This window comes from Agromyces sp. MMS24-JH15 (assembly GCF_043518605.1).
In the GTDB taxonomy this organism is placed as follows: domain Bacteria; phylum Actinomycetota; class Actinomycetes; order Actinomycetales; family Microbacteriaceae; genus Agromyces.
Map to the genome: position 1 here is coordinate 683,890 of NZ_CP171358.1, position 23,697 is coordinate 707,586.

Sequence of the window (23,697 nt, forward strand, 5' to 3'; positions counted from 1 at the left end):
TCGCCCGTTACTCCGGCGCAGATCCGCGCGACTCGGGGACCGAGGGCGGCTTGGGTACGAACGTGCAGGGCTGGCCGTTGAGCTTGAAGTCGGTGGGGATGTCACCCCAGGAACTGGACTCGCTGGTGACGGTGAACCCGACGCTCTGGAAGCTGTCGGGCCACAAGTCCGCCCAATCCGCAGAAGTGTATGTCACGTCCGTGGACTCCGACTGCTTGATCTCGCCGTTCCAAGCCCCCACGACCCGCCAATCGCCGGCCCATCGCCAGGTGAGAACCCATGGTGCCTTGATAGGCGTTGCGATCGTGCGCACCTTGAAGTCCGGCCATGCCTGCGTGCCCGACGGGCTGTGCATCTGCCAGTCCGTGATCGTGCAGACCGGCGGCGCATCTGTGCTCCACGACGACACGCCCGTCGCGGTCTGCGACGTGAACGCCGCGGATGCACCGCGGCCTGCGGCGGCGAAGACAAGGAGCACGCCGAGCGCGACGACGAGTGCCGAGGCGGTCACCTCGAGCGCACCCCGGGCTCGCCGGCGCGTCGAGCGCGCGCCCTCGCGGTGCGCGGGCACCTGCGGCAGGGACATCCCGCGCAGTGCGAGCGCACTGACCGCCACGAAGGCGGCGACGCCCAACCACGATCCGTCCGCGGCCCAGACGACCGGCAGGCCGATGAGCGGGACGAGGAGACGGCCGATGCCGACCACCTCGGACGGGTCGACCGGCGTCGAGTCGGCGTCCGCGTTCGCGTCGCCCTTCGTGACGAACGCCCCGTCGGCGCGCACCTCGTCGACGCGGTGGAACATGAGCCGCGCGTCGGCATCCGAGTCGGCCGCCGGGTCGTGGAAGAGCACGACCTGGCCCTCCTCGATGTCCGCGGGGTCGATCGGCGACGAGAGCGCGACATCGCCGGCCCGGATGACCGGCGCCATCGAGTCGCTCATCACGGTGGTGCCGACGAGCAGGAACGCCTGCGGCAGCACCGCGAGCACCGCGAGGGTGCCGACGAGGGCGACGTACGCGCGGCACAGGGCCACGCGGACGACCGTCGGCCAGGGCAGCTGGGTGATCGGCACGCGGCGAGTCCGCTGCCGAGAACTCGCCGCCCTGGCCGTGACCGTGGTCAGCTCGGACCGACTTATCCCTGGGCTTCCCAGACGAAGACGACCGAACCGGTCGCCGCCTGCGGAGCATTCGACGCGACCGACCATGCGATGTGGTACACCGCGGTCTTGGCGCCCGGGTTCATCGGCACATCACCGAGTCCACTGTTCCAGTCGGTCTTCGCCTGGAACTGGGCGAGCGTGCCCGTGAATACGGGAACGGCATCGTCGCGCGTGATGGTGAGCGTGAGGGAGGAAGCCAGCGACTGCGTTTCCCCGCCGGCGGCTGCGTACATCTTCACGGTCGCCGCGTTCGAGCCGGAGTACGTCACCGTGATGTCCTTGCCGCCCGTCTGGCCGGCCGTGAGATTCGTTTCGGTGAATGCGGCCTGGCCGGACTTCGAGTTCGTCAGCAGGACGGTACCCGTCTCCCAGTTGTTCTGGGCGGTGTCCGTCTTCGCGGTGAACGCCGCGAACGACGCCTGGTACACGAGGAGAGCTGCCATGACGATCGCGAGGGGGATCGCGATCGCGACGACCCACGCCTTCGTCGAACCTCGCCGAGCGTTCGTGGGCTCGGACATGGTGTTGATGTCGGTCGACATGACCGGACCTTCTCTTTCTCCGGATGTTTTCGGGGGATCCGGAACTTCGGGGGAACATTGCAGAATATTCCTCGGTTCCGAGAACGCGATGAAAGAGCGCTGTGATCGCGCTTCCATACGGACTATTTGCTCCGTTTCGGCCCGCCGGCCGCCGGGATCAGGGCCCACACCCGTCGGAGCGCGGCGCGGCGCGGCCGCGCTACCGCTCAGTGGGTCTTCGCCTCCCAGACGAACGAGACGGAGGCCGAGGCATCCTGCGGCGCGTTCTCGAGCACCTTGTAGTCGATGACGAAGAAGGCGTCCCGCGTCGCACCGTCCGCGGTCGGCGCCATCTCGAAGGGCACGACGCCCGTCCCGTAGTCGGTGAGCTTCGCGAACTGGTCGAGCGTGCCCTTCCATGTCGCGCCGCTCCCGGTCTCGCGGAACGACAACTCCACGTACGGGGCGAGGTCCTGCTCGGCGTCGCCGTCGACCTGCGCGTACAACTTCACGGTCGAGGCGAGGCTCCCGGCGTACTCGACTCGAACCATCGCCCACGCATGGTCGCCCGGGGAGAGGTCGGACACGTCGAACACGGCGTGGTCCACGTGGTCGTTCCACAACCGGACGGTGCCCGTCGAGAAGGAGTTCACGGCGGTCTCGGACTTCGCCGAGAACGCGGCGAACGAGGCGTTGTACACGAGCAGCGCCGCGAGCAGCAGCGCGACGGGCGTCGCGAGCGCGAGCACCCAGGACCGGGCGCCACGCACGTCGACGCTCCTGCGCCCGATGAGCGCACGCATCATTCCTGCCTCCGAATGGGGTCGCCGCCGGGCGGGGAACCGGGGGCCCTCAGAACCGAGGATATTTCGGAACCCTGCGAGGAAGCTGGCGTCCTCCCGTGAGCGTCCCGACCGTGGGCTGGACGCGCAGAGTCGGTCAGTTCGCGCGGCCGATGAGCTCCAGCAGCGCCATCGCGTACGCCTCCGAGGCATCCGGATGCTCGAAGCGGAGCCGGGCGCCGCTGATCTCGACCTCGACCTCGAACGCGTCGGCCAGCCGGCGCAGGCTGCGGAACGTGCCGCGCAGCAGATCGCGAAGCTGGTCCTCGCGGGGCAGCCACACCGCGTCGGCGATCGTGAGCGAGTCGAGCGCCCACTCGGTCGTGCCGTTGAAGCCGAGCACGGTCCCCGTCGGCGTGCGCTGCGACTCGATGGTCATCTCGCTCACGGTGTAGACGTCGGCCTCGACCTCGGGCTCGACGTGGTCGGGCAGGTCGAGCTGGAAGCGGTCGCCCGAGGCGGGGTGCCAGACGAGGCCGGCCCCCTTGAGCGCCACGGCGAGGTCGCGCGAGATCATGCGGCCAGTCTGCCGTGCGGTACCGGCGAGCACGAGGGCGAGCGGAGGCTCCGTCACGACACGCGATGCGGGGCGGTCACAATACCCGGAATCCAGCTCACAGCAGCGTGCAGAGCGTGCCGTTCCACCGAACCTCCGTGATGGTGCCCGGCGGGCCTTCGAAAGGAGCGAAAGAGCCGCCGATCCATGGACCGTTCCATTGTCCGTATTCCGTTCCGGCAGTGTCGGTGAACGTAACCTGCTGACCGTCCTGCGACCAGGCCATGCCCCCAGACCAGAGTCCGGTGACCTTCCGGGCCTCGGTGAAGCTCCAGGTCACCGTCCACCCGGGGCCGACGACCTCGGGGCCGAGATTGACGATATTGACTCCGAAGTTCGCCGAATCGATTGCGACGTTGAGGTACCCGCAGGAGGTCGGCCCCGTGCTCGGGGGCGGCGTGGGCGTCGGCGTCGGCGTCGGCGTCGGCGTCGGCGTCGGCGTCGGCGTCGGCGTCGGCGTCGGGCCTACCGCCATCGCCCACGTCGATGACCCCGTCCGCGTGCCGGCGACGAATGCCGCCGTCGATCCGCGCGCAACGCCCAGCGCCACGATCAGCACCCAGATCGCGAGCCCGCCGATGATCGCAGTCCACTCGACGAGGGCCTGCGTCCCTGCGCGCTTGCGCGTCGCCGGGAAGTACTCGATGGAGAGCGCGCCTCGCACGACGGCGATGCCGACGAGGAGCGCGGCGATCGTGAGCAACCACAGCCCGGTCGACGCCCAGACGATCGGCAGCCCGATCGACGGGACGAGGACCCGGCCGACGCCGATGACGGACGCGGGATCGACGGGCGACGAATCGGCCTCGGGGTTGGCGTCGCCCTTCGTGACGAACGATCCGTCCTCGGCCACCTCGACGATGCGGTGCAGGATCCGCTGTTCGGGGCGCGCGGGGTTCGGGAACAGGATGACCTGGCCGGGCACGTACTCCTCGGGCGCGAGGGCGTCGACGAGCACGACGTCGCCGGGCTGGATCGCCGGGCGCATCGATCCGGTGAGGATCGTCGTGCCGGTGAATCCGAACGGCCGCGGCAGGAACGCGACGACGAGGAACGTCACGATCATGACGAGGATGCCCCGGCACAGCGCGACCCGGATGAGCACCGGCCACGGCAGGTCGTCGATCGGCGTGCGGTGCCACCCCGGCGCTCGGGAGGCGGGCGCCTCCGCCGTCTGCTCGATCAGGTGTTCTGCGCCTCCCAGACGAAGGTGACGTCGGCGGTGGCGCCCTGCTCGACACCCGGGAGCACCTCGTACGCGACGGTGTAGGTGATCTCGTCGCCCTCCGCCACCGCGATGGGCAGGATGCCCGACACGTAGTCGGTGGCACCGGTCTGGAACTCCGCGAGCGTGCCCGACCACGAGCCGGTCGCCTGGCCGCCGGTCGGCGTGATCGTCAACTGCAGGTGCTCGGCGAGATCCTGGTCGACGCCTGTCGTCTCGGCGAACAACCGGACCTCGGCGTCGAGCGAGCCGCTGTACGTCACGACGACGGGCTCCTCGTCGGTCGACCCCTCCTTCAAGTTGGTCGCGGTGAAGACCGATGTGCCTTCCTTGTCGTTCGTGATGTCGACCGTGCCCACCGAGAACGCGGTCGACCCGGCCTCGGTCTGCGCCGTGAACGCCGAGTACGACGCCTGGTAGATCAGCACGCCCGCGACGATGATCGCCAGGCCGATGATGATCGCGAGCACCCAGAACCGGGCTCCGCCTCGCCGTCGCTCCTCGGCCGGACCGGGCGCACTCGTGGACTCCGACATCGCGTCTCCCCCTTCGCGAAGGCGGCGCGCCGTCCCCCCGGACGACCGATGGCCGCATCTGGGTTCAGCGTATCGCCGGGATCCCCGGAACAGCAGGCCGTGCTTCGGCCCGCGTGTCAGCGCTTCCGGATCCTCGCAGGCCCCGCCGTCGCGCCGAGCCCGATGACGACGACGGCGACGAAGAGCCATCCCCACCGCGCGGTCGCGAGCGCGAACAGTGCGATCGCCGCGCCGAGCACCACGAGCGCCAGCGCGACCCGCCGACGCACGCGCGGCGTCGCCCACCAGCGGTCGAACGCGCGGCGGATCATCCGACCAGCCCGTGCCGTACGCCGGTCGCCTGCTCGACGAGGTCCCAGACCCGCCTGCCGATCGCCGGGTCGAGCGAGGTCCGCGTCGGCCGGCCGAGCGCGGGTGCGCCCTTCGTGCGATGGCGCGGCCCCCAGAACTGGCCGCCCGCGACGTCGTCCGCGGTCAGCGCGTGCAGCACGGGCTCCGCGCCGCGATGCTTGCCCTGGGCCATCGCGCCCTGGAGCTCGTCGGCGAACCGCGTGCCCCGGGTCGGCTCGTTCACGCCCGGGACGAACGGGGTCCGGCCCGAGATCGAGTAGCCAGGGTGCGCCACGACGCTCAGCAGCGGGGCATCCTGCGCCCTGAGCCGCCGGTCGAGCTCGAACGCGAGCACCTGGTTCGCGATCTTCGACTGCGCGTAGGCGCGCCACGAGTCGTAGCCGCGCTCGAGCTCGAGGTCGTCGATGCGGAACGTCGACAGCTGGGTCGACAGCGAGCCGAGCGTGACGATCCGGCCGCCGGGGCGCACGTGCCCGAGGAGCCGCGCGTGCAGGGCGAACGCGCCGAGCACGTTCGTCGCGAGCACGAGCTCGTGCCCGTCGACGCTCGTCTCCCGGCGGCGCGGTGTGTGCACCATGCCGGCGTTCAGGGCGATCCCGTCGAACGGCTCACCCGCGGCGAGCGCGGCGGCGCCCGCCGCGACGGACTCGAGCGACGACTGGTCGATGACGAGCGTCTCGACCGAGCCGCCGAGCTCGTGGCCCGCGCCCGCGTCGAGGCGTTCGCGAATCGCGTTCGCGGCCCGCTCGAGCCGCTCGGCGCTCCGCCCGGTCATCACCACATCGGCGCCCGCGCCCGCGAGACGTGCGCTCGTGAAGAACCCGATGCCCGCGTTGGCCCCGGTCACGAGGAACCTGCGCCCCTCCTGCGAGGGCAGGGGGGCGGGATACCAGTCGGCCATCAGGCTCCGGCGGGCGAGGACCCGGCCGGTGCGGCCCCGCTGTTGCCCGCGAGCTCCTCGTGGTGCTGGATCACCTCGGCGACGACGAAGTTGAACCACTTCTCGGCGAACGCGGGATCGAGGTGCGCATCCTCGGCGAGCGCCCGGAGCCGGGCGATCTGGCGCTTCTCACGGTCGGGGTCGCTCGGCGGCAGCCCGTGGGTCGCCTTGAGCCGCCCGACCTGCTGGGTGAACTTGAAGCGCTCGGCGAGCAGGTGGATGAGCGCGGCATCGATGTTGTCGATGCTCGAGCGGATGCCGAGCAACTCCGTCATCGCGGCGTCGCGATCGTCGATGGCAGTCATGCAATCGACCATAGGCGACGCGGCGGGGCATCCATGATCGGATGTCCCGCCGCGGTCGCCGCCGGAACCGCGCTCAGCGCGGGGTCGCCCGCCGGATCACGCTGTACCCGAACACTCCGAAGGCCAGTGCCAGGACGACCAGGATGGTGAATCCGCCGTTCAGCCCGACCGCCGCGAACCACTCGGCGAACGCGCCCCACGACTCGGTGAAGGTGAGGAGCGCGATCGCCCCGAGCACGAGCGCGGCGGCCGAGGCGCCGAGCACGAGCATGCCGGGCATCCGCCACCGCATGTAGACCGTGGTCGCGGCCGCGCCGACCGTGAGGACGAACAGCTGCAACGCGAAGGTCGTGTAGGCCGCCGTGATCCAGTCGGCCCCGACGTACCAGAGCGCGTCGAACATCGCGGCGCCGACCCACCAGTGGTCGGTCGCGCGCTCGATCATCACGAGCGTCGCGATCGCGATCGCGTTGACGATCGACACGAACAGGAACATCAGCCAGGTGCCGAGCCAGTAGTCGCGCCGGGTCGCGCCGAAGCCGAGCGCGAACTGGAACGTGAACGCGATGGCCTGCACGCCGACGACGACGAGGTACCACTGCGGCGAGAGCACCGCCCAGCTGTACTGCATGCCGACGGTGACCTTCTCGACGGGTGCGCCCGCGGCGCCGATGATGAGCACGAGGACCACGCTGATCGCCCAGGCCCCGGCCATGATCACCCACGGCACGATGAAGAAGACGCCGGGATTGACGGTGTGCAGGCGGATGATCCGCCAGATCTCGCCGGGGCGGACCCGGCGTTCGGGCGCGGCCGGTGCTGCGGGGGCCGGCCCCGATGCGGTGACGGCGTTCATGCTGCGGCTCCCTTCCTGATGGACACGACGTTCGATTCGGATGCCTCGGCGGCGAGGTCGCCGCCGGTCAGGTGGATGATCAGCTGCTGGAGCGAGACCGGTGCGAGCTCGAGGCCGAGTTCGGCGGCGTGGATGCGCTCGGCCTGGTCGAGGCGGCCGTCGATCGTGACGGATGCCAGGCCGCCGAGCCCCTCGCGCCCGATGACCGGGCGGTCGGCGACGAACGCGTCGACCGAGGCTCGGGCGCCGGCGACCGTCGTCGCCGACCCGCGGACCTCGTCGGCGTCGCGGTCGAGCAGGATCCGCCCCTGGTCGATGAGGATCACGTGCTCGAGCAGGTTCGCGACTTCGTCGATGAGGTGCGTCGAGAGCACGATCGTGCGCGGGTGCTCGGCGTAGTCCTCGAGGAGGCGGTCGTAGAAGATGTGGCGTGCGACCGCGTCGAGGCCGAGGTACGGCTCGTCGAAGAACGTGATCGGCGCGCGCGAGGCGAGCCCGACGATGACGCCGACCGCCGACAGCTGGCCGCGGCTCAGCTTCTTGAGGCGACGCTTCACCGGGAGCCGGAAGTCGGCGATGAGCCGCTCGGCGAACGCCGCGTCCCAGTGCTCGAAGAACCAGGGCGCCGCACGGAACACGTGCTTCGGCGTGAAGTCCTCGGGGTAGCGCTGCGACTCGGCGATGAAGCAGAGACGGCGCAGCACGTCGGCGTGTTCGGCCGGCGCGCGCCCGAACACCTCGAGCGTGCCCGCGTTGGGGAAGAGCTGGCCGGTGAGCAACTGCATCACGGTCGTCTTGCCGGCACCGTTGCGGCCGAGCAGGCCGTAGATGCGGTGCTCCTGCAGGTCGAGGTCGATCGCGTCGACCGCGGTGAACGAGCCGTAGCGCTTCGTGAGCCCGGTCGCTCGGACCACTGTGCGGGTCATGACTGGATCCTCTCCTCGCGGAGCATCCCCGCGAGTTCTTCGACGCCGATGCCGAGCTTCTCGGCCTCGACGATGAGCGGACGGATGTATTGGGCGGCGAACTCGGCCCGCCGACGTTCGATGAGGCGCTCCCGGGCCCCGGAGGTCACGAACATGCCGATCCCCCTCCGCTTCTCCACGATGCCGTCGTCGACAAGGCGGTTCACTCCCTTCAGCGCGGTGGCCGGATTCACGCGCAGGAACGCCGCGAACTCGTTCGTCGACGGGATCTGACTGCCCTCGGGCAGCGCTCCGTCGATGATGTCGTTCTCGACCTGTTCCGCGATCTGGATGAAGATCGGGCGCGATTCGTCCATGCCGGCCTAACCTCGGTGGTTCATTACTTAGCTAACTAACCACTGAACCGAGGGGGTGTCAACCCTTGTTCTCCAACCGGTTGTGAAGCTGCAGGCTTTGTTCCTTCGCGCAGGTTGGTTGAGACCGCAGCCGTGACCCCACTCGTGATGACACCCCCTGAACGGGGCGGTATCTGAGCGCTTTTTCGCACCGATATGCTCACGCACAACCCGTGGCCGCACCCGAAGGTCTGGCGCGCCGCCGGCCGCCGCAGCGGATCCACCCGAAAGGACCGGCTGTGCCCATTCTCACGTTGGCTGTCGTCGTCGTTGGTCTCGCCCTTGGCATCGTCGGACTGGTGCTTGCAGTCCGACGAAACCGTTCCGGGCTGGGGTTCGGTATCGCAGCGATCGTGACGACCATCGTCGGCATCGCGCTCGGCTACCTCGCGTTCGATCTCACCGCCTGGGCGGGCCTCGTCGGCCTCGTCGCGGTCGCCCTCGGTGTCATCTCGATCCCGTTGGCCCGACGCGCTCCGGCCACCAGCCAGGGGGCGGTCGCACCGGCCGGGCTCGGCGCTGGAAGGACGAACGGGTTGGCGCTCGCGTCGATCATCGTCGTGTGGTTCTCCTCCATCGTCGGCCTCATCCTCGGACATGTCGCGCTGTCGCAGATCCGGAAGACCGGGGAGGACGGCCGCGGCATGGCAGTGACCGCCGTCTCCGTCGGATGGGTGTTCACCGCCCTCAGTGTCATCGGCGGGATCATCGTCGCCATCGTGTACGCGAACGCATTCCGCGGCTACTGATCATGACGACTCCGAAGCCGGACTGTTCGTCGTGGCTTCGAATCGTTGCCGCCACGGTCGCTGCCTTGCTCGCCGCCGCGGCGCTGTCAGGGTGCGCGCCGGAGAAGCCTGATGCCGCGTCGTCGATCACGGTCGAAGTCGACGGAACCGCGAAGAAGGCGACCTTGTCAGCGGGCGAGCTCACCGAGGTGTCGCTCGCCGGGTTGCAGGAGGTGACGGCGGCGGGGGCGATCGTCGGTGTTCCCACCGAGATCGAGTTGGCGTTCGACATGCCCGAAGCCGGTGTGACGTTGTCCCGGGTGTACGTCGACCCGGTCCCGGAGGATGCGGCCGCGTCGTTCATGTTCTTCAACGAGAACCTCGGAGCGTGGGAAGCGGTTCCGTCGGAACTGTCGGAGGACCGGCGAACGCTGACCGCAACCGTCCACCACCTGTCCGTGTGGAACGACGTCATCGCCGGAACCCAGCAAGCGGTGATGAGCGTCGTGGCCGGCGCGAAAGCCGCAGGACAGAAGGTCGCGGAAGCCAACGCTGCGATCGGCAAGGCTCTCGACGAGACGAACAAGACGATCGGCAAGGCATTCGCCGACGGCGCGGACGCCCTGTACTTCGGGGTTGGGAAGATCTTCGACACCCGTGTGGATGACCCCGTCTGCGACGGGCCTGCCACACCCACCTGGGTCCAGTCGACGGTGATGATCGACTACAACGCCAACAACCCCATCCTGTTCTGTGTCGGACGGGACGCGAAAGCACCAGACCTGCTGGTCGTGAAAGCACGGGTGAACCGCGGGTTCGGGTACACGGTGACGACCGCCGCGACGCCGCGATGGTCGTACAACTCCACCGCCGAGCAGAACGTGGTGGACGCAGCCCTCGCCGCCGTCGGCGACCTCGACGGAACCATCGCCAGGTCCGTCGCCGACCTGACCGCTGGCGGCACCCTGGTCGGCGCCGGGCAAGAGATCAGCTACGGATTCACCGCGGCGTCAGTGAACAGTGCGCCGGTCGGTGAGCCGCTCGTCATCCTGCACCCACCCACCGTGAGGCAGTTCCTGGCAACGGCGATCGCCGGAGCGCTTGTCAAATGGGGCACCTCAGCAGTCGAAGGGCACCTGGCGGCGGTCATCGCCGTGGGTTCCTGCACGAACGACATCAAGGACACGACCGACGTCCTGGCCGGAGCGAAAGCCGCGCTCACCTGCCTCGGTGCGGTCGACGAGAAGGTCGCCCAGAAGCTGGCGTTGGCGTTCCTCTCCACCGGGAAGACCCCGAAGGAAGCCGGGGCGGCGGCCGGATCCTTGGTCGCAAAGGCGAGTCTGGCGTTGGCGATCGTCGCACCCGCCACCAGCGCCCTCAATTTCGTCGCCGAATCGGCCACCCCGGACAGCGCCCGCTCGGTCACCGTATTCACCGCCACACCGGCCGCCGGCGGCGGGCTGGAGGATCTCTCCTCCTGGGTGATCGGCTACGGCGCTGTCGGACCGTTGACCGTCGGGACGAGTCTCGACCAGATCCACGGGGCGCTGTCCGAAGCGGCAGGGGAGGACGTGGAACCGGGATCGTTCGACGACTTCGGCGGGCAATGCCAGCAGGGGAACCTGACCGCGACCGGCACCACCGCCTACATCGGCTACCTGTCTGCGTCCGCCGGGTCCACCGGGCCAGTCGACCGGTTCTTCATCCACGGGCCGCAGACGGATGAGCAGGACTTCACCATCGATCAGCTCCCGAGGACTGCCGGCGGGGTCGGTGTCGGATCCAGCGAAGCTGACGTGAAAGCGGAGTTCGGTACCGGGATGCAAGAGGAACCGAACCGGTATGTCGAAGGCGGGAAGGAATTGTTCACCCTCGGGCCGAACAACACCGCCATCGGGTTCATCACCGACGGGACCGGGACCGTCACTAGCATCGTGACCGGGACTCTTCCCCAGGTGTACTGGCCGGAAGGCTGCGCCTGAGCGGAGGCTCACGATTGCGCGGATCAGAACCCGAACCCCAGCGCGACCGTCTCGATGCTGGTCACCCGGGGTCGAGGTGCTCCTGCACGAAGGGCTCAGCCCGTGTCGAAGCGTCCGGTCAAGAACGACGTCGTCAGTCCGGCGACCACCGAAGACGTGAACGCGTCGATCCGAGATCGCGCCGGTTCCCAGCGGTCCTCGCGCACAACGGCGAAGACGGATGTGTGGGTCGTGTCGGTCTTCTCGAGTGCGGTCGAGATGCGCTCGATCGCCTCCGGGAGGCTGAGCGTCACGGTGCCGATCGATGGATCCGTGAGCACGCTACTCCTCGAGGTACCAGTCCCAACTCGAAGGCGGCTTCACATCGTCGTTGTGAAACGTGGCGGACCACCTCCCACCGGGAGTAAATTCGGAGCCATTCCCTCACTTGGAACCGGAACTACCGTGTGCCGCCAAGACAGGCCCCCAAAGCCGTTCGAAGGGAAGATGATGGATCACCTCAGAGAGAAGCTCGCGGTCGCTCTGGCCGTCGGGGCGTTGACCATCGCCGCACAGGCGGGATGCGCACCGTCCGCACCCACCGGCGGAACAACGGACGACACCGGCGAAACCCAGCAGGAAACCACGGAACCGGAACCCGCCCCCGACCTGACCGGCGAATGGGTGCAGCAGAACTCCAACTCCCCGGACAGCTTCCAGCAGGCGACGATCACCGCAGACACCATCGAGGTGTTCTGGGTGTCCGACGGCGGTGCGACGACCGCCCTGTACTGGTCCGGCACCTTCGTCGCGCCCACCGAAGCGGGCGACTACTCCTGGGATTCCGCGAACGACACCACGAAAACCAGCAGCGCGCTCCTGGCATCGAGCGACCCGACCAAGACGTTCACCTACTCAGGCGACATCATCAGCTACCCGCTGACCGCGATGGGCGTGACAATGACCGTCGAACTCGCACGGAAGTGACGCCGGCTGGCGCCCCAGCCGGCACCGGTACGTCGAGGACCACTGTGGACCTTCACCCGTTGAGGGCTGCCTCGTACTCGGCTGCCGCCTGCATGATCTCCTCGTACTCGATGAACGAGTCGTCCGGAAGCAGAACCGGCCGGTCGCTCGCCATGCCGTTCGTGCACAGCACGTCATCGTGCCAGTTCTCGTTCATCGTGGGGTCGTAATAGCAACTCCACCGCGCCGTTTCCGCCATCGACTGTTCGTACGCAGCCTCCCCCTCGGCCTGCAACTGCTCCTCGGTGGGTTCGTACCCGTTCTCGAGGTGCTCTTCGTACTCGCCTTGCGCCATCTCGTATTCGCTGATGCCGGTTGAGCAGCCGGCGAGCGCGAGCATCGCAGCGGATGCGGCGAGTGCGCAAGCGAGGCGTCGACCGGGATGGGACTTCGTCATGCGTACGCGCACAGTTGCCTCCTCTGGCGTGGCGGCGGATTCGACCTCTTCCGAATCCGCGAGCTGGACCGGCAGATTCTCGCCGCCGGTCGCCGGATCCCGCGTCCACAACAAGCCGCAGCACCCGGACTCGACCCTCGGGCCAGAGGCGAATCTATCGATGACCTCCCCATCCGGCGCGGCGACAGGTTCCCCCAATACGGGTGCATCGGGCTGCTCCTAACAGTCGCCTTTGAGGCTGCTATGAGAACCTCTTTTCGCCCCAATGATGGGGATATCACTGCGGGTCGAATAGCCCTTCGCCGCGCCTCTGGAACGAAAGTCCACATCAACATGAAGAAGACGGCCATCACGGGCCTCATCGGCTTGGCCTGCGTGGGAGTGCTCACGGGCTGCTCGGCTGCTCACGCGACTCAGCCTGCGGGAGGGAGCACGCCTACCCCGACGCAGGAGGGTCCGGTGGTGCTCACTATCGAGGAGGCGGGCGATCGCTACCTCGATATCGTGTGCCCCTCCAACGCGGCGGTGAACGCGCTCACAGCGGCGTTCACGGCGACGGAAGGCTCATTCCTGAACGGCGAGGCCGCTGACCTGGCGCCTGTCAAGGCAGCAGCGCAGGTGAGGATGGAGTCGACGTCGGTCGAGATCGATCTGATCGAGGACGAGTCGGTGATCTGGCCCGAGGAGGTCACGGCGCACCTGACCACGCTGCGTGACTACTCCGTCGCCGAGCTGGCCACAATCTCGTCCATCGTGAACGCCGCCGATTACGAGGAGGCGTACTACGCCGCCTGGCCGGACGGAACGAACGTAGCCCCTGCTGCGCAGGAGATCCGACGCGCGCTGGAGCTCAGCCCGGACACTGCAGCATCCTGCGTCGGCCACGAGGACGGTCACGGCCGTCTGCTCGCCGCCCAAGGGTAGGACTCGGTGGTGACTTGGGCCGCTGTGAGGGTCCCTTCTCATGAGTGAGCAAACGCCCGCCGGGTGGTTTCCTGATCCGTTCGGCCGGCACGAACATCGCTACTGGAACGGCACCCAGTGGACGGAGCATGTCGGGTCGCAGGGGCGCCAGCTGGTCGACGCCCCGGTCGTTGCTCCGCCCGCTCCGAGGATGGCCCACGCGACGCAAGTCGCTCCGGCTCAGGTCGCAACGCGGGCTCCCGTTGCCAATAAGAAGGTGCAGCGCCAACTTCAGAAGCTCGGCGTCGGTGATCCGACTCGCGTCGGCAGCGGGACGCTGTTCACCGAGCAGGTGCTGGTGGTCAACCAGAAGGCAAAGCTCTTCGAGAAGAAGGCCGAGTATCAGGTCTTCAACCAGCACGGCCACAAGGTGGGCGGCGTTCGCGAGTATGGGTCGAGCATGTCGCGGGTGGTGGTCGGACGCGAGAACTCCACGAAGCGCCTGCAGATCGTCGATGCAGACGGTCGTCCTGTTCTGACGCTGACTCGGCCGGCGACTGTGCTGAAGTCGAAGGTCATCGTCATGCGTGAGGATGGCAGTCACGTGGGCCAGATCGCGCAAGAGAATCTCGGCGTCATGGCATCGGTGCTCGGCGGAAGATTCAACATCCGATTCCGAATGGAGTCGGGCGGCGAGATACTGGGCACGATCAACGCTGAGAACTGGCGCGCATGGGACTTCAGCATCCAGGATCCGCAGGGAGCCGAGATCGGTCGGATTACGAAGACCTGGGCGGGGTTCGGCAAGGAGAACTTCACCAAGGCCGACAACTACGTCCTCGAGATGTATCGGCCGCTGGAGGATCCGTTGTTGTCCTTGGTGGTGTCGGCTGCGCTGGTGGTCGACACGGTGCTCAAGCAGGACGGCGACAACAAGCGCAACCGGTGAGCGGCTACGGGGCGCTGTCGCGCTCCGATGCATCGGTCTTGGAAGTGGCGTCGTTGCGGCGCTGGTGCAGCCGCTCTGCCACCGCAGTCGAGAGCGACTCGGCGCCGGCCTTCGCGCCCTCGAACGTCTTCGCGCCAAATTGGGCGACCGCATCCGCAGCCTTGCCACTGGTCTCGATCGTCGTGTCCTTAGCCTCACCGACGGCTTCGCGCCATCGCTTCGCCTGGATGGGTTCGCGCTCGGCTTCGATGCCGAGTCGTTCGTGGAAGACGATCACATCCGTGGCGACTTCGTTGCCGGACCGCACCACCGTGCCGGACTTGAGCGGGTGAAACAGCACCTGCCGGTTCGCGCTCAGCGCCGCAGCATCCATCCGCGCGAGGAGTCGGTCGGTGCTCTTCGAGATGAGGTCCCGACGCTTCGTGCGAGCCGCCCGGATCGCAGCGCGGTGGAGGCCGACGTCTTCGGGATCGGTTTCGAGTACGCGGTCGAGTTCAAGCACGGCGAGACCGTCTTGGAGCTGGAAGCAGCGCGCGAGGACCGCGAGCCATTCCTCGACAGTCGCTTCGGCGCTTCCCGCCAGCTTTGCGAGATCGCCGACCTTGGATTTCCGTTCCATCTTCTCGGCCAACGCGTCGAGCTGGCGAAGCGCGTATGCCTGCGTCGTGGCGATGGTTTGAGCGGAACCGTGCAGGCTCGACCAAGTCACTTCGGATACGCGGCCAACGTGGTCCCTCTTGAGCATTGCGTCATCGATAACCATGCCGACCCCGATCATCTCTGCGATGGCAGCGTCCTTCTGGGCGCGGAGGATGTCGTCGACCTTCTCGTCGATGGTGGCGAGATACTCGGTGATCTCCTCCATGGTCTGCTGCAACGCGAGTTGGGCCATGATCCCCGCAGCGCCGGCGAGCATGGCCGGATTGGTGAGCATCGAGCCGACCGACCCGGGCTTGGTGAACTCAAGGATCTTCGTCACCTTGCCCTTGCTCGTCGTCGCGACGGCGCGGCTCACCCCGTCCGACGAGCCCTTCATGAGCTTGCCGACCTTCATCGCCTTGGCGGACTCCTCGGTGAGCTTGACCCAGCGGCCCGAGTTCGCAGCGATCTGAGACCCGGCTTGAGCGACGCCCGATCCGGTGTTGAGCGCATTTCCAAGCGTCTGATGAAGCCGGAGTTCCTTGGACTGCACTCCAGCAGACGAGAGGAACCGCTCGACCGCTCCGGGCTCGCCGATAACTGCGAGTCCATCGCCGTCACTGAAGAGCTCGATCTCGTCGCTCACATCGCCCTCGCCTACCACGGCTCAATCCGAGCCCCGATTCCGCACTCACCGTAGCCCACACATCAGACAAACGACTCCGCGTCCTCGGGTGGGCGGGCTGCCGACTGGGCGAAGCCCCTATGCGCGCGACCGCAAGCGATCGAGTTGGACCGGCCGACCGACTCCCTGGGGCGAGGGCAGCATCGCCCTTAGCTCATCGCGCGCCGGCATCGGGAAACTATCCCAAGTAGCGTGCGAGAAGCCCCGTTCGCAGCGAACCCGAGATCCCCGGAATCATCGGTCCCAACTAGGGTGCGAAATCTCAACTAGCCTGCTGCTTCACAGCGTCCAAGAGGTTCGCGCCCATCACGAATGCCACCGCACCGAGCAGGGAGACCACGCCGGGCAGCCGCGTCCGCTGGCACGCGGACGACGATGCGGTGCCTGCCGCCGGTTGGCGCGGCGCGGACCCTGTCTCGGTTACGCTTCAGGCCGCGAGCTCTGGTGCTGCGGCGCGGTGCCCGGGGGTGCGGCGTCGCAGTGCCGTGTCGGCGAGGGCGGGCGGGACGTAGGCCATGTCGAGCCGGCCGACATCAGTGCCGGGCGAGACGATCTGGTCGATCTGGTCGAGGAGGTCGTCGCTGAGCGCCAGGGCGGCACCGGCGAGATAGTCGTCGAGATGTGCCATCGTGCGCGGACCGACGATCGCGGAGGTGACGGCGGGGTGCGTGATCGCGAATGCGATGGCGAGGTGGGTGAGCTTGACACCGGCCTGTTCCGCCAGGGGGATGAGTTGCTCGACGATGTCGATGCGGCGCTCGTCGCTGAGGTGGGTGAGCATCCGCGCCCGCCGGAGATCAGTCTGCTGCCCCTTCCGCACCCGTCCGGTGAGCATGCCCTGAGCAAGGGGGCTCCAGACGAGGACCCCCATACCGTGGCGTTGGGCGACGGGAAGGACTTCCCGTTCGATGCCGCGGTTCAGGATCGAGTAGGTGGGCTGCTCGGTGCTGAGCGGTTCCAGTCCGCGCAGCTGAGCGAGCCACTGCGTCTCGACGATGTCCGAGGCGGGGAGGGTGGAGGTTCCGAACGCTCGGATCTTGCCGGCGCGGACGAGGTCGGTGAGCGCCGAGAGGGTCTCGCCGATGTCGGTCGCCGGATCGGGGCGGTGCATCTGGTAGAGGTCGATGTAGTCGGTCCCCAAGCGTCGTAGTGAGTCTTCCACCGCGGTCGTGATCCACCGGCGCGAGCCGCCGCGCCGGTTCGGGTCCTCTCCGAGGGGCAGGCCGAACTTCGTGGCGATGACGAGGTCGTCGCGACGGCCCTTGATGGCCTTGCCGACGATCTCCTCAGACTCGCCGCGAGAGTAGACGTCGGCGGTGTCGATGAGGTTGACGCCGGCGTCCAGCGCCTTGTGGATGATGCGGATCGAGTCGTCGTGATCGGGGTTACCGATCGCACCGAACATCATGGCGCCCAGCGCGTACGGGCTGACCTGGATACCGGTACGGCCGAGGGTGCGGTACTGCATGGTCTCTCCTTTTGCTCGCATGCCAGCGGATGCCGTGCGAAGATGAAAGCGGAACGTTGTCCCATATGACTATATGGAACATTGTCCCGCTTAGCAAGCAGAGCCATCCGTGAGGAACCCGTCCATGCCCAGAGCCGATGCCCAGCGCAACCTCGATGCGTTACTCACTGCAGCCAGGGAGGAGTTCACGGCCCAGGGAGTCGACGTCAACGTGCGCGCCATCGCCGCCCGCGCCGGCGTGGGAACGGCGACGCTGTATCGGCACTTCCCGCAGCGTTCCGACCTGGTGGCGGCCGTCTTCCGCCGAGAGCTGGACGAATGCGTGGCCGATGCCGCCACGATCGCCGCACAGCACGAACCTGGCGAGGCCCTCGACCTCTGGGTGCAGCGATACCGCGAGTTCCTGGAGACCAAGCGCGGCCTCGCCGGCGCACTGCATTCCGGCGACCCTGCCTATTCGGCCCTGCCCGAGTACTTCCACTCCCGCGCAGCGCCTGTGCTCGGTGCTCTCCTCCGCGGGGCCGAACAAGCCGGCGTGATACGCGCAGGCACCGACCCCATGGACATCCTCGGAGCGATCGCGAACCTCTGCGTGCCGTTCCCCGGCAGCGACAACGACACAGCGACCCGTATGGTCTCACTGCTCCTCGACGGTCTCCGCTATCGAGCTCGGTCGTAGCGCTCAGCCTCGCATCACAGAGCTACTGACGGCGCTCCGGTCACGCCGCCCGAGCCGCAGGCGCCCCTGCGCGAAGAGGATGCCCACGAGCACCAGCGCCGCGCCGACCGGCTCGTGCCAGCTCAGCCGTTCGCCGAGCAGGAGCATCCCGAGCGCGACGCCGACGACGGGCGTGACGTACGTCACCGTCGACGTGCCGGTCGGGCCCCAGGCCCGCAGCACGTTGATGTTCCAGATGTACGCGAGGCCCGTGCCGAGCACGCCGAGCGCGAGGAGCGACCCCGCGATCCGCCAGTCGACCTCGCCCTCCCCCGAGCCGAACGCGACGGGCTGAAGCGCGAGCACCGGGGTCAGCGCGAGCATCACCACGGCGGACACGCCGATCGAGAGGAACGCGAACGTCGCGGGTGCGATCGGGCGCTGGCTCAGGAACCGCCGCTGGTACCCGAATGTGAACCCGTAGCAGAGGGTCGCCACGAGGCACGCGAGCTGCCCGGCCACGCTGCCGGTGAGCGCGGCCACCTGCCACGGACCGATCACGACGAGGACGCCGAGGATGCCGAGTCCGACGCCGAACCACCGGCTGCCGCCGAGCCGCTCGACCCGGAACACGAGCGTCGCCATGAGCGCGGTCATGATCGGCGTGGTCGCGTTGTAGATCGACGCGAGGCTCGACGACACGTACTGCTCGGCCCACGCGAAGCACAGGTACGGGATGACGCAGGTCGTGAGCGAGACCACGAGGAAGTGCCCCCACACGGCCTTCTCGCGCGGCAGGACCGGGCCGGCCGTGCCGGAGGCATCCACGACCCGCGGCCGTGTGACCAGCACGATGATCCCGAGCGCGAGCGCACCGAGCACCGTGCGGCTCCACGCGACCTGCCCGAACGACACGCCCTCGAGCGCGACCTTCATGAACAGGAAGCTCGATCCCCACACGAGCCCCATCGCGAGGAACTGCAGCCACGCGGAGAGCCGGCCCGTCGTCCGGCCGGCGCCGTCGGGCGCACCGGCGCCGTCGCTCGCGGCGGGAGGCGCGGCAGCGGGCTGCGCGGGTGCGGATGCGGATGCGGTGCGGGTCACCGGTCGAGCGTACGTCGCGGCGGATGCCGCCGCAGGCGGGTTCCGGACACGATGGCGGGAATCGCCCGAACGTCGGCAGCCGGGGCGCCGGGCATAGGCTCGGAGCATGACCACCCACTTCGACGTCATCGTTCTCGGCGCGGGTCCCGGCGGCTACGTGGCCGCCATCCGCGCCGCCCAGCTCGGCCGGAAGGTCGCCGTCATCGAGGAGCGCTACTGGGGCGGCGTCTGCCTCAACGTCGGCTGCATCCCCTCGAAGGCGCTGCTGCGCAACGCGGAGCTCGCGCACATCTTCCACGCCGAGGCATCCACCTTCGGCATCTCGGGCGACGTGCACTTCGACTTCGGCGCCGCGTTCGACCGCAGCCGCCAGGTGTCGGAGAAGCACGTCAAGGGCGTGCACTTCCTGATGAAGAAGAACGGCATCGCCGAGTTCGACGGCCGCGGCTCGTTCACCGGCCCGAACGCGATCGACGTGCGCAAGGCCGACGGCACCGTCGAGCAGCTCACGTTCGACAACGCGATCATCGCGACCGGTTCGAGGGTGCGGCTGCTGCCGGGCGTGCAGCTCTCGCCGAACGTCGTGACCTACGAGACGCAGATCCTCACGCGCGACCTGCCGCGCTCGATCGCGATCGTCGGCGCGGGCGCGATCGGCATGGAGTTCGCGTACGTGCTGCGCAACTACGGCGTCGAGGTCACCGTCGTCGAGTTCCTCGACCGCGCGCTGCCGAACGAGGACGTCGAGGTCTCCAAGGAGATCACGCGCCAGTACCGCAACCTCAGCGTGCCGATCCTCACGTCGACGAAGGTCGAGACCGTCACCGACCAGGGCACCCAGGTCACCGTGACGTACACGGGTGCCGACGGGCAGCCCGGGCAGCTCGTGGTCGACAAGGTGCTCATGGCCGTCGGGTTCGCGCCGAACGTCGAGGGCTTCGGCCTCGAGACCACGGGCGTGCAGCTGACCGAGCGCGGCGCCATCGCGATCGACGAGCGGATGCGCACGAACGTGCCGCACATCTACGCGATCGGCGACGCGACCGCGAAGCTCATGCTCGCGCACGTCGCCGAGGCGCAGGGCGTGGTCGCGGCCGAGACCATCGCCGACGCCGAGACCATGGAGCTCGGCGACTACCGGATGATGCCGCGTGCGACGTTCTGCTCGCCGCAGGTCGCGTCGTTCGGCCTCACCGAGCAGCAGGCGCGCGACGAGGGCTACGACGTGGTCGTCGCGAAGTTCCCGTTCACCGCGAACGGCAAGGCGAACGGCCTCGGCGACCCCGTCGGGTTCGTGAAGCTCGTCGCCGACAAGCACCACTACGAACTCCTGGGCGGCCACCTGATCGGACCGGACGTCTCGGAACTGCTGCCCGAGCTCACGCTCGCGCAGAAGTGGGACCTCGGAGCGCTCGAGCTCGCGCGCAACGTGCACACGCACCCGACGCTCTCGGAGGCGCTGCAGGAGGCGTTCCACGGGCTCGTGGGGCACATGATCAACATGTAGGCGGATGCCGCGACGGGCGGGGCATCCGAACGGAAGGGATGGGCGATGAACTGGTTCCTGATCATCCTCGGCGCGCTGCTCGTCGCGGTCGGCGCCGTCTGGACGCTCCAGGGCGTCGGCGTCCTGCCGGGCTCGGTGATGAGCGGCGTGACGACCTGGGCGATCGTCGGCCCGATCGTCGCGCTCGGCGGCATCGGCCTGCTCTGGTTCGGGCTCGCCAGGCGGCGCCGCGGGTCGCGGTCGTAGAGACGGACGGGCGGGCGGGCGGGCGGGCCTGTCGGGCCGCGGCCGCGCCCCCGTCGCGTCCCCGGGATCAGCCGGTCGGGAGCGGGTCGTAGCAGTCGTAGGCCTCGACCCGCCGGATCCGGTCGCCGTCGATGCCGAAGCTGATCACGCTGTTCGAGTGCAGTGCGGTCCCGACCGGCACGTCGCCCATCGCCTGCGCCACGCGGCCGTGCCAGTCGACCTGGACCACGAGGTCGTCCCCCGACTCGACCACCCGGCGCACGTCGTACCGCTGGTCGTCGATCATGCCGGCGCCGGCCGTGCTCGCGGCGAGGATCTCCGGGAGGCGGCGGCGGCCGCCCGCGGGGTTCATCAGGCTCGGGTAGTCGACCTGCTCGACGTCCGGGTGGAGGAACTCGAGGAGCGCGTCGCCGTGCACCCCGCCCTCGATCGCGCGGATGAACCGCTGCACGAGCTCGAGATTGCGTGAGGATGTCTCGCCCATGCGCCCAACCTACGACCCGAACCCACCGGTGGTCGAGGAGGGCCGGCGGAGCCGACGCGTCTCGAGACCACGCGAGGCCGACCGGGGTCGGAGCGGGTCTCGAGACGCGTCCTCGCTCCGCTCGGGCGCTCCTCGACCAGCGGAAGCGGCCCACGCAGCAGGACGGGGTCGGATGCCACGTGGCATCCGACCCCGTCCTCGTTGTTCGATGCGGCCCGGGCAGGCATTCCTGGCCGCATCGATGGGTTCCGGCGACGGGTTCTCCCCACCCGCCGCCGGCGCCTGTCAGCCGGTCCCCCTCGGCTCCCGGCTGGACTAGTGCTGCGTCGCCTTCTCGGCGCCGACGCCGGTGAGGGCGCGCACCTCCATCTCGGACTGCTTGGCCGGGTCCTCCGTGCCCTTGTCGAGCACGGTGCCCAGCCAGCCGAGGAAGAAGGCCAGCGGGATCGAGATGATGCCGGGGTTCGACAGCGGGAAGAACGCGAAGTCGATCGACTCGGTCTTCAGCATCGAGGTCTCCGACCCCGACACCACGGGCGAGAACAGGATCAGCAGGATCGCCGAGGCGAGGCCGCCGTACATGCTCCACAGCGCGCCCTTGGTCGTGAACCGCTTCCAGTACAGCGAGTACACGATCGTCGGGAGGTTCGCCGAGGCCGCGACCGCGAAGGCGAGCGCCACGAGGAACGCGACGTTCTGGCCGTTCGCGGCGATGCCGCCGATGATCGCGACGACGCCGATGACGAGCACGGTGCGGCGCGCGACCTTGACCTCGGCGCCCGCCTCGGGCTTGCCCTTCTTCACGACCGACGCGTAGATGTCGTGCGCGAAGCTCGCGGCCGCGGTGATCGTGAGGCCGGCGACGACCGCGAGGATCGTCGCGAACGCGATCGCCGAGATCAGGCCGAGCAGGATCGGGCCGCCGAGCTCGAACGCGAGCAGCGGAGCCGCCGAGTTCGGGCCGCCGGGGGCCGCCGCGATGACCTCGGGGCCGACGAGCGCCGCGGCGCCGTAGCCGAGCACGAGCGTGAACACGTAGAAGATGCCGATGAGCCAGATCGCCCAGACGACCGACTTGCGGGCCTCCTTCGCGGTCGGCACCGTGTAGAACCGCATGAGCACGTGCGGCAGGGCCGCGGTGCCGAGCACGAGCGCGAGGCCGAGCGAGAGGAAGTCGATCTTCGAGACATCCGTCACGCCGTACTTGAGGCCCGGCTCGAGGATCGCCGGGTTGCCGGCCACCTCGACGGCGTGGTCGAGCAGCGCCGAGAAGTCGAAGCCGTGCAGGGCGAGCACCCAGACGGTCATCACGCCGGCGCCCGCGATGAGCAGCACCGCCTTGATGATCTGCACCCAGGTGGTGCCCTTCATGCCGCCGATGAGGACGTACATGATCATCAGCGCGCCGACGACGGTGATGACGAGCGACTGGCCCAGGCCGTCGGTGATGCCGAGCAGCAGCGACACCAGGCCGCCGGCGCCCGCCATCTGCGCGAGCAGGTAGAAGAAGCAGACGACGAGGGTCGTCGTCGCCGCCGCGATGCGGACGGGCTTCTGCTTGAGCCGGAACGACAGCACGTCGGCCATGGTGAACCGGCCCGTGTTGCGCATGAGCTCGGCGACGAGCAGCAGTGCGACGAGCCACGCCACGAGGAAGCCGATCGAGTAGAGGAACCCGTCGTAGCCGGTGATCGCGATCGCGCCGACGATGCCGAGGAACGACGCCGCCGACAGGTAGTCGCCCGCGATGGCCGAGCCGTTCTGGCCGCCGGTGAACGAGCGGCCGGCTGCGTAGTAGTCGGCCGCGGTCTTGTTGTTCCGGCTCGCGCGGAACACGATCACCATCGTGATCGCGACGAACGCCGCGAAGATGCCGATGTTGAGCCAGGGGTTGCCGGGCGACGAGGTCGCCGCTTCGAGGTGCAGCATCAGTGCACGCCCTCCTTCGTCTCGATGGCGCCCTGCTCGATCTCGTCGCGGATGGCCGCGGCCTGCGGGTCGAGCGTCCGGTTGGCGAAGCGGACGTACCACATGGTCACGGCGAACGTCGTGACCACCTGCGCGAGGCCGAGCAGCATCGCGACGTTCACGCTGCCCCACACGGGCGTCGACATGAAGTCGTGGGCGTAGCTGGCCAGCAGGACGTACGCGAGGTACCAGACGAGGCAGGCGGCGAGGACGGGGAAGACGAAGCCGCGGTGAGACCCGCGCAGCTTCTGGAACTCTGGTGTTGCCTGGACGGCGGCGTAGTCGACCGGGGGTTCGGTCGCCTGCGCGCCCGGGGCGTCGTTGCCCATGGCGAGTGCTCCTTCGGAGTGGTCCGG

The 23,697-nt window shown here is 68.5% G+C and carries 28 protein-coding genes; 8 read left to right on the plus strand and 20 right to left on the minus strand.

Annotation, left to right across the window (positions count from 1 at the left end):
• Nucleotides 1-7: 7 nt before the first annotated feature.
• From ACDF64_RS03100 to ACDF64_RS03155, 12 genes are all read right to left on the minus strand, one after another.
• Nucleotides 8-1,075 carry a signal peptidase I gene (locus ACDF64_RS03100; protein ID WP_394553350.1) on the minus strand — a complete coding sequence of 356 codons (1,068 nt, stop codon included), beginning with the start codon at nt 1,073-1,075 and terminating at the stop codon, nt 8-10.
• A gap of 62 nt (nt 1,076-1,137) precedes the next feature.
• The gene (locus ACDF64_RS03105; protein ID WP_394553351.1) at nt 1,138-1,707 is read right to left on the minus strand and encodes a hypothetical protein; all 570 of its coding nucleotides are present in this window, start codon (nt 1,705-1,707) and stop codon (nt 1,138-1,140) included.
• A 206-nt stretch (nt 1,708-1,913) separates the two neighbouring features.
• On the minus strand, nt 1,914-2,492 hold the full coding sequence (locus ACDF64_RS03110) for a TasA family protein (RefSeq protein ID WP_394553352.1): 579 nt from the start codon (nt 2,490-2,492) through the stop codon (nt 1,914-1,916).
• Nucleotides 2,493-2,625: 133 nt separating this feature from the next.
• On the minus strand, nt 2,626-3,045 hold the full coding sequence (locus ACDF64_RS03115; protein WP_394553353.1) for a pilus assembly protein CpaE: 420 nt from the start codon (nt 3,043-3,045) through the stop codon (nt 2,626-2,628).
• Nucleotides 3,046-3,142: 97 nt separating this feature from the next.
• Nucleotides 3,143-4,189, minus strand: coding sequence for a signal peptidase I (locus ACDF64_RS03120; RefSeq protein WP_394553354.1), 1,047 nt, complete (start codon nt 4,187-4,189; stop codon nt 3,143-3,145).
• Nucleotides 4,190-4,266: 77 nt separating this feature from the next.
• The gene (locus ACDF64_RS03125; RefSeq protein WP_394553355.1) at nt 4,267-4,845 is read right to left on the minus strand and encodes a hypothetical protein; all 579 of its coding nucleotides are present in this window, start codon (nt 4,843-4,845) and stop codon (nt 4,267-4,269) included.
• Between the two features lie 116 nt (nt 4,846-4,961).
• On the minus strand, nt 4,962-5,156 hold the full coding sequence (locus tag ACDF64_RS03130; RefSeq protein ID WP_394553356.1) for a hypothetical protein: 195 nt from the start codon (nt 5,154-5,156) through the stop codon (nt 4,962-4,964).
• Nucleotides 5,153-6,097, minus strand: a complete 945-nt coding sequence (locus ACDF64_RS03135; RefSeq protein WP_394553357.1) for an SDR family NAD(P)-dependent oxidoreductase — start codon at nt 6,095-6,097, stop codon at nt 5,153-5,155. Before ACDF64_RS03135 ends, ACDF64_RS03130 begins: the two co-directional genes overlap by 4 nt.
• Nucleotides 6,097-6,441 (minus strand): chorismate mutase, encoded by a 345-nt coding sequence (locus ACDF64_RS03140; protein ID WP_394553359.1) that lies wholly within the window; start codon nt 6,439-6,441, stop codon nt 6,097-6,099. The genes ACDF64_RS03135 and ACDF64_RS03140 overlap by 1 nt, the downstream gene beginning before the upstream one ends.
• A 73-nt stretch (nt 6,442-6,514) precedes the next feature.
• A complete protein-coding gene (locus ACDF64_RS03145) occupies nt 6,515-7,297 on the minus strand; it encodes a hypothetical protein (protein WP_394553360.1) in 783 nt (260 codons plus the stop codon).
• Nucleotides 7,294-8,223 carry an ABC transporter ATP-binding protein gene (locus tag ACDF64_RS03150; protein WP_394553361.1) on the minus strand — a complete coding sequence of 310 codons (930 nt, stop codon included), beginning with the start codon at nt 8,221-8,223 and terminating at the stop codon, nt 7,294-7,296. Before ACDF64_RS03150 ends, ACDF64_RS03145 begins: the two co-directional genes overlap by 4 nt.
• Nucleotides 8,220-8,579 carry a GntR family transcriptional regulator gene (locus ACDF64_RS03155; RefSeq protein WP_394553362.1) on the minus strand — a complete coding sequence of 120 codons (360 nt, stop codon included), beginning with the start codon at nt 8,577-8,579 and terminating at the stop codon, nt 8,220-8,222. The genes ACDF64_RS03150 and ACDF64_RS03155 overlap by 4 nt, the downstream gene beginning before the upstream one ends.
• A gap of 212 nt (nt 8,580-8,791) precedes the next feature.
• Between ACDF64_RS03155 and ACDF64_RS03160 the strand changes: the two genes are divergently transcribed.
• Both ACDF64_RS03160 and ACDF64_RS03165 read left to right on the plus strand, forming a co-directional pair.
• Nucleotides 8,792-9,367 (plus strand): DUF4190 domain-containing protein, encoded by a 576-nt coding sequence (locus ACDF64_RS03160; protein WP_394553363.1) that lies wholly within the window; start codon nt 8,792-8,794, stop codon nt 9,365-9,367.
• 2 nt (nt 9,368-9,369) lie between these two features.
• Nucleotides 9,370-11,328 (plus strand): hypothetical protein, encoded by a 1,959-nt coding sequence (locus tag ACDF64_RS03165; protein WP_394553364.1) that lies wholly within the window; start codon nt 9,370-9,372, stop codon nt 11,326-11,328.
• A gap of 95 nt (nt 11,329-11,423) precedes the next feature.
• Here ACDF64_RS03165 and ACDF64_RS03170 read toward each other — a convergent pair whose 3' ends face one another.
• Complete coding sequence (locus tag ACDF64_RS03170) at nt 11,424-11,648, minus strand: hypothetical protein (protein WP_394553365.1); 225 nt, start codon at nt 11,646-11,648, stop codon at nt 11,424-11,426.
• A 166-nt stretch (nt 11,649-11,814) separates the two neighbouring features.
• Between ACDF64_RS03170 and ACDF64_RS03175 the strand changes: the two genes are divergently transcribed.
• Nucleotides 11,815-12,294, plus strand: coding sequence for a hypothetical protein (locus tag ACDF64_RS03175; protein WP_394553366.1), 480 nt, complete (start codon nt 11,815-11,817; stop codon nt 12,292-12,294).
• Nucleotides 12,295-12,346: 52 nt separating this feature from the next.
• On the opposite strand, the gene ACDF64_RS03180 is transcribed toward ACDF64_RS03175, so the two are convergent.
• Nucleotides 12,347-12,844, minus strand: a complete 498-nt coding sequence (locus tag ACDF64_RS03180; protein ID WP_394553367.1) for a hypothetical protein — start codon at nt 12,842-12,844, stop codon at nt 12,347-12,349.
• A 345-nt stretch (nt 12,845-13,189) separates the two neighbouring features.
• Between ACDF64_RS03180 and ACDF64_RS03185 the strand changes: the two genes are divergently transcribed.
• Nucleotides 13,190-13,654, plus strand: a complete 465-nt coding sequence (locus tag ACDF64_RS03185; protein WP_394553368.1) for a hypothetical protein — start codon at nt 13,190-13,192, stop codon at nt 13,652-13,654.
• A gap of 40 nt (nt 13,655-13,694) precedes the next feature.
• Entirely contained in the window at nt 13,695-14,582 is an 888-nt protein-coding gene (locus ACDF64_RS03190) for a phospholipid scramblase-related protein (protein ID WP_394553369.1), read from the plus strand.
• A 4-nt stretch (nt 14,583-14,586) separates the two neighbouring features.
• Here the strand turns inward: ACDF64_RS03190 and ACDF64_RS03195 are convergent, their stop codons facing one another.
• Nucleotides 14,587-15,867 carry a hypothetical protein gene (locus ACDF64_RS03195; protein ID WP_394553370.1) on the minus strand — a complete coding sequence of 427 codons (1,281 nt, stop codon included), beginning with the start codon at nt 15,865-15,867 and terminating at the stop codon, nt 14,587-14,589.
• Between the two features lie 466 nt (nt 15,868-16,333).
• Complete coding sequence (locus ACDF64_RS03200; protein ID WP_394553371.1) at nt 16,334-17,374, minus strand: aldo/keto reductase; 1,041 nt, start codon at nt 17,372-17,374, stop codon at nt 16,334-16,336.
• 124 nt (nt 17,375-17,498) lie between these two features.
• Here ACDF64_RS03200 and ACDF64_RS03205 point away from each other — a divergent pair, with 124 nt between their 5' ends.
• Nucleotides 17,499-18,053, plus strand: a complete 555-nt coding sequence (locus ACDF64_RS03205; RefSeq protein ID WP_394553372.1) for a TetR/AcrR family transcriptional regulator — start codon at nt 17,499-17,501, stop codon at nt 18,051-18,053.
• A gap of 3 nt (nt 18,054-18,056) precedes the next feature.
• On the opposite strand, the gene ACDF64_RS03210 is transcribed toward ACDF64_RS03205, so the two are convergent.
• On the minus strand, nt 18,057-19,016 hold the full coding sequence (locus ACDF64_RS03210) for a DMT family transporter (protein WP_394555042.1): 960 nt from the start codon (nt 19,014-19,016) through the stop codon (nt 18,057-18,059).
• Between the two features lie 226 nt (nt 19,017-19,242).
• On the opposite strand from ACDF64_RS03210, the gene lpdA reads away from it, so the two are divergent.
• Together lpdA and ACDF64_RS03220 are read left to right on the plus strand one after the other, a co-directional pair.
• Nucleotides 19,243-20,643, plus strand: coding sequence for a dihydrolipoyl dehydrogenase (gene lpdA, locus ACDF64_RS03215; RefSeq protein ID WP_394553373.1), 1,401 nt, complete (start codon nt 19,243-19,245; stop codon nt 20,641-20,643).
• A gap of 45 nt (nt 20,644-20,688) precedes the next feature.
• Nucleotides 20,689-20,889 carry a hypothetical protein gene (locus ACDF64_RS03220; protein ID WP_394553374.1) on the plus strand — a complete coding sequence of 67 codons (201 nt, stop codon included), beginning with the start codon at nt 20,689-20,691 and terminating at the stop codon, nt 20,887-20,889.
• A 67-nt stretch (nt 20,890-20,956) separates the two neighbouring features.
• Here ACDF64_RS03220 and ACDF64_RS03225 read toward each other — a convergent pair whose 3' ends face one another.
• From ACDF64_RS03225 to ACDF64_RS03235, 3 genes are all read right to left on the minus strand, one after another.
• Nucleotides 20,957-21,373, minus strand: coding sequence for a nuclear transport factor 2 family protein (locus ACDF64_RS03225; RefSeq protein ID WP_394553375.1), 417 nt, complete (start codon nt 21,371-21,373; stop codon nt 20,957-20,959).
• A 315-nt stretch (nt 21,374-21,688) separates the two neighbouring features.
• Nucleotides 21,689-23,302 carry a cation acetate symporter gene (locus ACDF64_RS03230; RefSeq protein ID WP_394553376.1) on the minus strand — a complete coding sequence of 538 codons (1,614 nt, stop codon included), beginning with the start codon at nt 23,300-23,302 and terminating at the stop codon, nt 21,689-21,691.
• Complete coding sequence (locus ACDF64_RS03235; protein ID WP_394553377.1) at nt 23,302-23,670, minus strand: DUF485 domain-containing protein; 369 nt, start codon at nt 23,668-23,670, stop codon at nt 23,302-23,304. The genes ACDF64_RS03230 and ACDF64_RS03235 overlap by 1 nt, the downstream gene beginning before the upstream one ends.
• Nucleotides 23,671-23,697 lie beyond the last annotated feature (27 nt).